Source organism: Streptococcus gwangjuensis (genome assembly GCF_028156745.1).
GTDB classification, from domain to species: domain Bacteria; phylum Bacillota; class Bacilli; order Lactobacillales; family Streptococcaceae; genus Streptococcus; species Streptococcus gwangjuense_A.
This window is the reverse complement of sequence record NZ_JAODJG010000021.1, coordinates 56,377-67,640: the sequence shown is the minus strand read 5'-3', so window position 1 is coordinate 67,640 and position 11,264 is coordinate 56,377. Positions and strand designations below refer to the sequence as shown.

10 protein-coding genes are annotated in these 11,264 nt (G+C 41.7%); 1 reads left to right on the top strand and 9 read right to left on the bottom strand.

Annotated features, from left to right (window positions below):
* Nucleotides 1–25: 25 nt before the first annotated feature.
* From N5909_RS00640 to N5909_RS00610, 7 genes are read right to left on the bottom strand one after another with little or no spacing between them, the layout of a single operon-like run.
* Nucleotides 26–364, bottom strand: coding sequence for a YlbF/YmcA family competence regulator (locus tag N5909_RS00640; protein WP_000065969.1), 339 nt, complete (start codon nt 362–364; stop codon nt 26–28).
* 10 nt (nt 365–374) lie between these two features.
* Nucleotides 375–1,478, bottom strand: a complete 1,104-nt coding sequence (locus tag N5909_RS00635; protein WP_033681630.1) for a prephenate dehydrogenase — start codon at nt 1,476–1,478, stop codon at nt 375–377.
* 9 nt (nt 1,479–1,487) lie between these two features.
* A complete protein-coding gene (gene aroC / locus N5909_RS00630) occupies nt 1,488–2,654 on the bottom strand; it encodes a chorismate synthase (protein WP_033681629.1) in 1,167 nt (388 codons plus the stop codon).
* Between the two features lie 9 nt (nt 2,655–2,663).
* Nucleotides 2,664–3,731, bottom strand: coding sequence for a 3-dehydroquinate synthase (aroB, locus tag N5909_RS00625; RefSeq protein WP_033681628.1), 1,068 nt, complete (start codon nt 3,729–3,731; stop codon nt 2,664–2,666).
* Between the two features lie 18 nt (nt 3,732–3,749).
* Complete coding sequence (locus tag N5909_RS00620; RefSeq protein ID WP_033681627.1) at nt 3,750–4,604, bottom strand: shikimate dehydrogenase; 855 nt, start codon at nt 4,602–4,604, stop codon at nt 3,750–3,752.
* On the bottom strand, nt 4,594–5,271 hold the full coding sequence (aroD, locus tag N5909_RS00615) for a type I 3-dehydroquinate dehydratase (RefSeq protein WP_000767765.1): 678 nt from the start codon (nt 5,269–5,271) through the stop codon (nt 4,594–4,596). Before aroD ends, N5909_RS00620 begins: the two co-directional genes overlap by 11 nt.
* Entirely contained in the window at nt 5,268–6,431 is a 1,164-nt protein-coding gene (locus N5909_RS00610) for a class I SAM-dependent rRNA methyltransferase (protein ID WP_271630648.1), read from the bottom strand. The genes aroD and N5909_RS00610 overlap by 4 nt, the downstream gene beginning before the upstream one ends.
* 150 nt (nt 6,432–6,581) lie before the next feature.
* On the opposite strand from N5909_RS00610, the gene N5909_RS00605 reads away from it, so the two are divergent.
* Entirely contained in the window at nt 6,582–8,699 is a 2,118-nt protein-coding gene (locus N5909_RS00605; protein ID WP_033682022.1) for an LTA synthase family protein, read from the top strand.
* Nucleotides 8,700–8,766: 67 nt separating this feature from the next.
* Here N5909_RS00605 and N5909_RS00600 read toward each other — a convergent pair whose 3' ends face one another.
* Nucleotides 8,767–10,401, bottom strand: a complete 1,635-nt coding sequence (locus tag N5909_RS00600; protein WP_033681626.1) for a hypothetical protein — start codon at nt 10,399–10,401, stop codon at nt 8,767–8,769.
* Complete coding sequence (locus N5909_RS00595) at nt 10,382–11,131, bottom strand: ABC transporter ATP-binding protein (protein WP_033681625.1); 750 nt, start codon at nt 11,129–11,131, stop codon at nt 10,382–10,384. The genes N5909_RS00600 and N5909_RS00595 overlap by 20 nt, the downstream gene beginning before the upstream one ends.
* Nucleotides 11,132–11,264 lie beyond the last annotated feature (133 nt).

Here is an 11,264-nt window from a genome sequence, read left to right as displayed (position 1 = left end):
TCCTGACTTTATGATAGTTATTTTCTTATTTTAGCAATTCTGATACTGGTTCAAAAACAATTTTTTCAATGTCAGAAAGGTAAATGGCCAATTGTTGTTGCTTGGTAAAGAATTCTGATAAGAGGCTATTCCCCTGAATCTGCTTGCCAAAGCCTTCCATCTTAGCTTGGAAGGAAGCATCTGGCATTTGACCTGTCTGCGCTAGTCTTTGAATTTCCTCTTGGAAAGCAACATATTCTGTAAAGATTTTGCTTGCCTCAGCATCTGCTGCAATCGCATCTTTGGCTGCTTTGACAGCCTTGTATTCTGGTAATTCGCGTAGTCCGCGACTGAGTTCGTTTGCACTATCGTAAATATTTGACATGATTTTCTCCTTATTTGACAACGACTGTGTAGTCGGTATTTTCTGTTATGAGATGCTCAGCTCGTTCCAAGTCTTGAGCATTTTTAAATGAAATTTGTAGAATCCCGTGAATATCCTCACGGTTTTCCTCATTGATGTGAATATTAACCAAGGAAGTTCCACGTAGCAGTTCCAAAATCCGCAGGATGACATCTTCTTCATCGGGAACGTCGACATAGAGGTCATAAGAGCTATCCACACCACCACGCTTATGAATTTCCATAGCCTGACGTTGCGCACGCGCTTGGTTGAAAAAGTTCCAGATTTGCTCTTCATCTCCCTTGCTGATGGCCTGACTAACCTCATCTAAGCGTTCCTTAAAATCCTCAATTCTCTCTATAATAGTCTCACGATTGGACAAGAGAATGGAAGTCCACATACCTGGCTCACTTTCCGCAATTCGAGTCATATCTCGAAAACCACCGGCCGCAAAGCGCCTTGCCATTTCATGTTCTTGAGCATAGACCGCGGTCTGTTCCATGAGACTGGAAGCCAGAATATGAGGAAAATGGCTAATCTGAGAAGTGACTCGGTCATGCTCCTTGGCATCAATCTCAATAAAGCGGGCATGCAGACCTGAAAGCAGATCCTTCATTTCCTCAAGCGTGTCAGGACTTGTCAGGCTCGAAGGCGTGAAGATATAATAAGCATTTTCAAAAAGATTGACATCCGCAGAGGCAGCCCCTGTCTTGTGACTACCAGCCATAGGATGGGCCCCGACAAAACGAACAGGTTTGCCAGCCAAATACTTTTCCGCTGCATCCACAATGGCTGACTTGGTCGAACCAGCATCTGAAATAATGACACCTTCTTTCAAGTCCAAGTTGGCCAACTCCTTAATGAAAGCAATGGTTTGTTTAATCGGCAAGCTGAGGATAATGATATCTGCCAAAGGAGCAAAACTGGCAAAATCATCTGTTGCACGGTCAATCATGCCTTCTTTCAATGCAATATCTCTAGAGGCTTGACTGCGATTATAACCTAAAATTTCATAATCTGGATGATCGCGCTTGATACCGAGGGCCATAGAGGCACCAATTAACCCAAGACCTGCGATATAGATTGTTTTTGCCATAGGAACTCCTTAATAGTTCTTTGTATAGTCTCGGTGTTTAGCTACCGCTTCTTTTAATTCCTCTAGATTGTCTGATGAGAATTTTTCGAGGATTTCTTGTGCCAGAACCGTTGCCACAACAGCTTCCATAACTACACCTGCAGCTGGAAGAGCAGTTGGATCACTTCTTTCGACTGTTGCCTTGTAGGGTTCATGGGTTTCGATATCCACACTCATGAGTGGTTTGTAGAGAGTAGGAATAGGCTTCATAACTCCACGAACAACGATAGGTTGCCCATTGGTCATACCACCTTCAAAGCCGCCCAGATTGTTGGTACGGCGAGTATAGCCGTCTTCTTTAGACCAGAGAATTTCGTCCATGACTTGACTGCCTTTACGATAACCAGCCTCAAATCCAAGACCAAATTCTACCCCTTTAAAGGCATTGATAGAGACAACAGCTTGGGCAAGTCTGGCATCTAATTTTCTGTCCCATTGGACATAGGAACCAAGACCAACTGGAACACCTCCAACGACTGTCTCCACAACCCCACCGATGGTGTCACCGTCACGTTTGATTTGGTCAATATAATCCTTGATTTCTTGTTCTCTTTCTTGGTTGACAATAGAAACTTCAGACTGGGCAGCTCGTTCCTTAATCTCAGCAACTGTGAGATTCTCAGGAACATCGATTTCCTTGCCACCAAAGACCACAACATGGTTGGCAATCTCCATATCCAGTTCAGCCAAGAGGCGTTTAGCTACTGCTCCTACTGCCACCCGCATAGTTGTTTCACGGGCAGATGAGCGCTCCAAAGAATTTCGCAAATCATCAAAACGATACTTGATGCCCCCGACCAAGTCGGCGTGACCTGGACGAGGATGAGTGATTTTTCGTTTGCTTTTAAGGCGGTCTTCAATGTCCTCTGCAGACATGATATCCAGCCATTTTTGATGGTCTTTATTGATGACATCCATGGTAATGGGAGCCCCTGTCGTCTTCCCGTGGCGAACGCCAGAAGTAAAGACAACCTGATCACTCTCAATCTTCATACGACCGCCACGACCGTAGCCACCCTGACGGCGTTTAAGATCCCCATTGATATCTTCGGCTTTCAAAGGAAGGCCAGCTGGAATTCCTTCAATGATAGCTGTTAGACGGGGACCGTGTGATTCTCCTGCAGTTAAATATCTCATACACTCTCCTTATTTTACCAAGTAGTCTTTCATCTCCTCCAGAGATACTGGGTGAATGGTCGCTGAACCAAGCTCAGGCACCAAGACCAATTTCAAGGTATTGCCACGCGCTTTCTTATCATGAGTCAAAGCCTGATAAAGCTTATCAACATCCCAGTTTTCATAGTCAACAGGTAAGCCAAATTTCTGACACATTTCTGTGATGGACTGGGTAATGCCAGCTGGCATGAGACCTTTTTCTTCAGCAACCTTGGAAATCTGTACCATTCCCATGGTTACAGCTTCACCATGCATGACCTTTCCATACCCGGCAGTCGCTTCAATAGCATGGCCAATAGTGTGGCCAAAATTGAGGTAAAGACGAACACCGTTGTCCAACTCATCCTCAACCACCATCTTACGTTTAACTTGGCAAGAATGTTCAATCAAGATCTCTGCATGTTCCAGAATGCTCTCCACAGAACCATCCAGCTCCGTCAAGAGAGCCCAAAGTTTTGGATCCTCAATCAGGCCATACTTGATAACCTCTCCCATCCCTTCAATCAACTCTCTTTTTCCGAGCGTTTCAAGGACAAGCGGGTCAATCAGAACCCCATCTGGTTGGGCAAAGGTTCCCACCATATTTTTAGCAAATGGAGTGTTGACACCTGTCTTTCCGCCGATAGACGAATCCACCTGAGCTGTCAAGCTGGTCGGTATCTGAACAAAATGAATACCCCGCATATAGGTAGAGGCTACAAAACCAGCCAGGTCCCCAACGACACCACCTCCGAGAGCCACGATTCCATCGCTACGAGTCAAACCCTGCTTAACTAAAAATTCATAGACTTTCTGAACAGTTGTCAGATTTTTCCGTTCTTCGCCTTCTAAAAAGTCAAATACAGCAACTTGAAAACCAGCATCTTCTAGACTGAGTTTGACCTTCTCTGCATAGAGAGAAGCTACATGGTTATCTGTCACAATGACTACCTTTTGTGGTTGCCAGAGTTCTCGCAACCATTGACCAGCCTGAACCAGACAGCCTTTTTCAATTTGAATATCATAAGAATGATGAGGAATATCGATTCTGATTTTCATAGGAGAATCTCCTTTTCTTTATTGGTATTTTTCTGTTAAGGACTTCCAAATTTCTTCCGCCGGCATTTCCTTGCCTGTCCATAGTTGAAAAGCTTCTGCAGCTTGATAAAGCAACATTCCCAGACCATTGACCGCTGGATTACCCTGACTTCTAACCCATTTCAAAAATGGTGTTTCAAAGGGTTGGTAAATGATATCTGCTACTAAAAGAGTTTCTGATAGGACTATGCTTTCTGGAACTGGAGAGGATTGACCATCCATCCCTACACTTGTCGCATTGACCAGTAAATCCGACTCGGCAATCCTTGCTTGCAGTTCAGGAACATCTTCTAAAGCATACAAGTCCACTTTAAAGCCTGTCTGCTCTTGTAACTTGTCTAGATAAGGTCTTGTTTTTTCAATAGAAACTGAACGAACAAAGACTGAAATCTGACTGACTTCGTCCAAAATAGCTTGTGCCAAAATGGACTTGGCCGCACCACCTGCACCCAGCAAGGTCATCTTCTTACCTGAAATTGTAAAAGAAGGCAAGCTCTTAAAAAATCCCTTGCCATCTGTATTATATCCAATTAAATTGCCATTCTCATTGACAACCGTATTGACCGCACCGATCAAGCGCGCTTCGTCACTCAGCTCATCCAAATAAGGAATCACTAGCTCCTTATAGGGCATAGACAGATTGATGCCAAACATCTGGTAGCGACGAATATTAGCCACTGTTTCTGCCAAATCACCCGCTTCAATCTCCCAAGCCACATAAGCACCGTTGGTAGCTGTCGCCTCAAAGGCCCTATTGTGAATAAAGGGGGAAATAGAATGTTTTATAGGATTTGCAACAACGGCAGCTAAACGTGTATAGCCATCAAGCTTCATCCAAAATCTCCCTGATTTTTTTCATGTTAGCTAGAGAAATCTGACCTGGTGCACTGGCCTCATCTAGACTTGCAAAGGACCAGCTAGAACCAGTCACATCCGCAGTGATACGAGAAACCTTGCCCACCTTACCCATAGAAATAGTTACATACTCCTGCTCAGGATTGAGGGTTTTAAAACCTCGTGTATAGTTCATCAAGTCTAGCACATCCTGCTCTGTATGAGCCATCACTGCAACCTTAACAAGTTTTGGATTTAAGCTCGTCAACTCTGACAAGATTTCCATCATATTTTCAGGTGTTTCTTGAAAATTATGATAACTCAAAACGAGATTTGGGAAGTCCAACATTTCCTCAAAAACATCCTTGTAGCTATAGTACTCAAAATCAATATAGTCTGGTTGATAGAGTTGCGCCACTTCCTTGATTAGATGGATATATTCTTCTGGAGAAAGGTCGATTTCTCCCCCTTCAGAGCGAGTTCGCAGCGTGAAAACCAACTCCCGACCTGCGAATTTTTCAAAAATCGCTGGAGCCACCTGCAAAATCGCTTCTTTAGGCAGATAGTCGGCACGCCATTCAATGATGTCTGCATCCAGGTACCTCGTGGCGTCCAGAGCCTGGGCCTCCTCTAAACTTCTTGGCATTACTGAAACGATTAATTTCATTTACTAACCTTCATACTAATCACCTTGAGGTAATTACTACTTTCATCTTTTTTATTATAGGCAAAATCTGCTGGAAGACCGTATTTGTTTAAAATCTGGTAACTTCTTCCTGCAAAGCCTTTATCAATTTGTTCTGTAAATTTCTGGCGGGATACATTGGCAGCATTGGTACTGGCAATGATAATCCCTTCCGAATTTAAAATCTCAAGACTCTGGGAAATCAACTTGTGATAATCCTTGGCCACAGAGAACGTTTGTTTTTTGTTCCGAGCAAAGCTAGGCGGATCTAGGACAATCACATCATAAGTCAAGCCTTTTCGCTTGGCATACTTGAAATACTCAAAGACATCCATGACTACAAAACGATGGTCGTCTGTGCTGATTCCATTTGCCTGAAAATGCGCTTGAGACAATTCTCGTGAACGTTTGGCTAGGTCAACTGAAGTTGTCTGGCTAGCTCCTCCCATGGCTGCAGCTACTGAAAAGGCTGCTGTATAGGAAAACATGTTGAGCAGGGATTTACCCATAGCCAACCCGTCAACCAAGCTACCACGAACCTCGTGCTGGTCTAGGAAAATCCCTGTCATCAAGCCATCATTCATAAAGACTTGATACAAGACACCATTTTCCAGAACAGTGAAAAAGTCAGGTGCTTCTTGACCATAAACATGGGCAGATTCATAGTCTAATCCCTTAAAGCGGATCTTCTCATAGGTCCCTAACACCTCAGGAAAAACCTGTCTAAAGGCTTCTGAGATAACCTTGCGAATCTGATAAACATAAGAGTTATACCAAGAAAAGACAGCATAGTCACCATAAAGGTCCACTGTCAGACCACCAAAGCCATCTCCCTCTTGGTTAAAGAGACGAAAGGCAGTTGTCAAATCATCTTGATAATAGGATTTTCTCTTTTCTTTAGCTTGTCCAAACAGTGCTTCAAAGAAAGCTTGATTAAAGGTAATCTTATCTGTGCTAACAAACCAGCCCAAACCCTTGTTTTGCTGAGAAAGGTAGGCAGTCCCAAGAAAGTTTCCATCTTGACTATGGACTTCTACTTCCTGATTCTTGAGATAAACATCTGCAAGATCACTAGATTCTAGTAAAACAAGCCCCTTGGAAAGCTTTTTTTCAACCCTTTTGCTGACTCTTATTTTATTCATAGTCACTATTATAGCAAATTTTGTGACAATTCTCAAAAAAGAAACTACCCTTGCTTTTTTACTCTAGTTTTAAAAAATGGTATAATATATAGTAATAAAAACTTAGGAAGTAATTGTGTGAGAATCAATTTTAACAAAATCCAAAAAACCATGGGTACCAGACTGGGTTTTGTCCTAACCCTCTTAATCCTCTATTGGCTTAAAACCTTATTAGCCTATACCGTTGACTTTAATTTAGATATTCAATTGGGCAAGTTGCAGGGAAATTACCTTGCCTTTATCGCCTTTTTCAACCCCCTTCCTTTGGGCCTCCTCTTGCTAGCTCTAGCCCTCTATGCTCGGTCAACCAAGATTTTTTATAGTATTAGTATAGTTATTTATAGCCTTTTATTCATTTGGCTCTATTCCAATGTCTTTTACTATCGAGAATTTAGTGACTTTATCACGGCTAATACCATGAAGGTTGCCAGCAAGGTGTCTGTTGGTACTGCAGAACTAGAGTTGCTACGTCCTTGGGATTTTCTCTATTTTATGGATTTTCCAGTGCTGACTTTCCTTTTCTTTAAAAAATTCATCCATTTGGATAGGAGACCTTTCAAATTCCGCTCCAGTGTTGCTATCACTGCTCTTTCAGCCCTCCTCTTTTCAGCTAACCTTTTCTTAGCAGAGATTGAACGTCCCGATCTCCTGTCGCGAGGATTTTCTAATTATTATGTTGTTCGTGCCCTTAGTTTGCCAGCCTTTTTAGGTTATAGTGCCAACCAATCTTACAGCGCCAACAAAGAACGTGCCAAGGCTTCTGAGACTGACCTGCAACCTATTACAGATTATATTCAAGAACATGCTGCTAAGCCCAATCCAGACTATTTTGGCTTGGCCAAAGGGAAAAATGTAATCTATCTCCACTTGGAGAGTTTCCAGCAATTCCTGCTTGACTATAAACTCAACATAGATGGAACTGATCATGAAGTCACTCCCTTCCTAAATTCACTCTACCATTCGCAATCAACCCTAGCCTTTTCTAATATCTTTAACCAAGTCAAGGCTGGTAAGACCTCAGATGCGGAAACCATGCTGGAGACTGGTTTGTTTGGACTTGACCAAGGTTCCTTTATGGTCAATTACGGTGGTACCAATACTCAGCAGGCAGCTCCTTTTATCCTATCAAAAAACGGCTATCAATCGAGTGCCGTCTTTCACGGTAATATCGGGACCTTCTGGAATCGAAATACGACCTATAAACAATGGGGCTACCAATACTTCTTTGACGCAGCCTATTTTACTAAGCAAGACAGTAGCAATTCTTTCCAATATGGTTTGAATGATAAAATCATGATGAAAGATTCTATCCAGTATCTGGAGCATTTACAGCAGCCTTTTTATACTAAGTATATCACGGTGTCCAATCACTATCCTTATGCTAGCAATCTGACAGGCGATGAGCTTGGTTTCCCACTGGCTAAAACCAAAGATGAAACAATCAACGGCTACTTCCAAACGGCTAACTATCTGGATAGTGCCATTAAGGCCTTCTTTGACTATCTCAAAGAAAGTGGCCTATATGAAAAAGCTATCATCGTCATCTACGGAGACCATTATGGCATTTCCAATTCCCGCAATCCTGACCTAGCACCTTTGATTGGAAAGACTTCTGAGAACTGGTCGAATTACGACAATGCCATGTTGCAACGAGTACCTTTTATGGTGGTCATGCCTGGCTATGAAAAAGGACAAATCATCAATACCTACGGTGGACAAATCGATATCTTACCAACTCTCGAACACCTCCTTGGTATTGAGTCCAATACCTTCCTTCAAGTTGGACAAGACCTTCTGTCTCCAGACCATCAAGAAATCGTTGCTTTTCGAACTGCCAATTCCTTCGTCACACCTAAATACACCAGTTATGATGGACGAACTTACTATACTGAAAGTGGTCTTGAAATCAGCAATCTTGATGAACAAGCTCAGAGTGAACTGGAAAGCGTTCGTCAGGCAGCCAGTCAACAGCTAAAAATCAGCGACCAGATTCAAACTGGTGATTTGATACGTTTCTACCAAAAAGATCATCTTGGAACAGTTAATACAGAAAGCATTTCTTACCTCAATTCCTTACCAATTCTGCAAAAGATTGAACAGGAAAAAGGTAGTCAGTCAACTAGTCTATTTAGCCAACGACAAGGTAAAACCAGTACTGATCTTTTCAAAGCACTAAGTTACCAAGAACTCCATCCCGAGGCTGCAGAAACCGAATCAAAATCACAATAAAAAATGCTCTTCCGTCTTGGAGGAGCATTTCTTTTTATAAAATTTATCAATCAAGCGACCAACTATCTCATCTTTTTTCTATTTCTGCTAATATGCGTGACAGGTAGTAATGATAGCTAAATATAGCAAGACCAAGCAGAAGGATAAGAGCTCCTACTCCCAAGCTGATGGCAAAGATAGTGGAGAGAGACTGAACCAAGAACAAACTTGCTATGACTAAAATCATTAAGATAACACTATAAATTAAGAGTAAAACTATTGCTACTATACGATTTGAACGGTTCACCAGGTCCGTAATGTTACTCCAATTGGTTGACAAATTTTTCACGTCCTTAAGGTAATGGTGGCAAGAAAGGATGACACTGGCAAGGAACCATGCCACAAGAAGGTAAATCATCGAAAGGATGGGCAAACCTAAATATAGAGAAAGACCAAGTAAAGTCAGAATTGGTAAAAAGGACTGGACAGCAAAGATAATCCAAAATTTCACTTTCACATAACGAGCAAAGTCAAAGGGTAAACTCTTCAGAAAATCAACATTTTCCCTCTCTAAAGACAAGGCAATTGAATGCAGGCTGGTGATATTGTTATTGACAACAGATATAAAAAGAGCTATGAAAAACAAGGGTAACCAGTATGGAGGATGAATGTCCGGAACTATCTGAGAATCTCGAATTTTGGAAATCAGACCGATCATCATGAGATAAGGAAGGAAAGCACTTGTAAAAAGCACTGTAACCACGCCAGTTCCCTGTCCCAAGAGGGAGAGATTGTAGCGCAAAACCATGCGGAAAAATCCTTTTTTAGTAGTTGAAATTCTCTCCTTACTGCGACGTTCTTTTTTGAGCTTCTCCTCACTATTAAGCAGAATCACGTCATAAAAACGAGGAAGGACCTTCTTTTTGGTCAGATAAAGCAGGAAGAGAGTTAGTCCTATCCAAGCTAACAGACCCAGTATGGCTTCTGTCGAAAAAGGCTCCACTGCTATTTTGTAAAAGATATGAAGAGGATAAAGGAGAAATGGAATGTCTCTAACTTTGTCAACAATACTTCCAAAAGTCGACTGTAGAAAGAGGACAAATATTAAAGGTATGAGAACTCCTATCCCAATCATCACATTGGCAAAAATAGACTGATACTTTCTGAAGACCCTAGTCTGAGCCAAGAAATGTACTGCCACTACCATCACTAAAGTAACAGAGACAAATAACAAGGCCAAGGACAGCAGCATCAAAGGCAAGCCCAGCCAAAGAGAAGGAGCTAGCCTAATATAGAGGACTAGAAAATAAGCTAGGATTGGTACAATTCCAGCTAGAGCTGGCAAGAGGACAGACAGTCCTTTAGCAATTATAATCTCTGATTCTTTAAAGGCATAGGGCCTATACAATGCCAAGTCCTTACTCTCATAAAAGACATTGTAAAATGCAGTGAAAGAAGTTGAAAAGGCAAACACCAGTAAAATAGCAACCATGCTACTAAAAAAACTTGGCATTTCCTCAAAAGGAAAACGAAAGGCTATATTTATAAACATGAAGAGCATCAAGAGACTGGAAAAAATGTAAGAACTGAGGACTCTAGCGGAAACATTTACTTTTTTTCCATGATTCTTAGCTTGCTTCTTTCGTAGGTTAGCCAGATTAGCTTCTTGAGATGAATAGAGGATATTGATATCAACTAATTTTTTAATGACCTTGAGACGCATCTGAAACCTCCTCTTTTCTACCTGCAAGGCTAAGGTAGATACTTTCCAAAGACTGGTCTGGGTGGTCTTTTCTCAAGTCCTCTACGCTACCACAATAGATCAAATGCCCCTTTTTCAAAATGGCAATCCGATCACAGACTTGCTCAGCTACCTCTAGGACATGGGTTGAAAACAAGACCGTCTTGCCTTTTTGTGCATGTTCCTTCATCATTTGCTTCAAATCAAAGGCAGCCTGGGGATCCAAACCTGTCAAGGGTTCATCCAAGACCCAAATATCAGGATCAGATAAGAGTGCTCCGATAACAAAGACTTTCTGACGCATTCCGTGAGAAAGGGTTTCAATAACCTGATAGCGGTTTTCAGCAAAATCAAAAACGTTCAATAGCCTAGCTAGACTAGCCTCCAAGTCAGAGCTAGTTAGCTCATAGGATGAGGCAATCAATTCCCAAAATTCATTGGCCGTTAAGCGTAAAAATAAGTCAGGCGAGTCTGCTACGTAGCCAATTTTTCGTTTGATAGCCAAGCGATTTTCCGATAACTCCTGACCATCTACCAAAATACGACCACTACTTGGTGAAATGATACTGACTAGAGACTTTATGGTGGTCGATTTTCCAGCCCCATTATGGCCAATCAAGCCCATAATCTCTCCATTTTCAATCTGCAGATTGAGATTGCTCAAAGCCTCTTTATCACCATACAACTTACTAACATTTTGAAATTCAATCATGAGAAATCTCCTCTCTTTATCTATGTAATTTACTATAATTATAGCGCTTTCATTTTAAAAATCAACATTTTATATAAAATAGTCAAAAACTTATTATTCAGTTTTACGCAAACGTTTGAGCTAACCAATACTT